The organism is Neptuniibacter marinus, assembly GCF_001597725.1.
Taxonomy (GTDB): Bacteria; Pseudomonadota; Gammaproteobacteria; order Pseudomonadales; family Balneatricaceae; genus Neptuniibacter; species Neptuniibacter marinus.
The window spans coordinates 1-257 of sequence record NZ_LUTR01000091.1; the positions used below are offsets into that span (position 1 = coordinate 1).

Consider the following 257-nt stretch of genomic DNA (forward strand, 5'->3'; position numbering starts at 1 on the left):
CCTGATACTGAGACGGCTTATGTCTCACTTACAGGTCCAAGTTCTGTTATCGAAGGCAATACAACCACTCCATACACAATCAGTGTTGACCAGCCTGCAGCGGATGTGACTTCTGCAATCACGGTGACCTTCACCTACAGCGGTGTTGCTGCTGATGGCACAGACTTCACCGGTGTTGCCAGTGTTGATATCCCAGCGGGCAGCAACTCAAATACCTTCACTATCGACACCTTAGATGATGTGTTAGCGGAAGGTGC

At 50.2% G+C, this 257-nt stretch carries 1 protein-coding gene; it reads left to right on the forward strand.

Annotation, left to right across the window (positions count from 1 at the left end; translation table 11 throughout):
* On the forward strand, positions 1-257 hold a 257-nt coding region (locus A3774_RS16885; RefSeq protein ID WP_197468096.1), incomplete at both ends, for a hypothetical protein.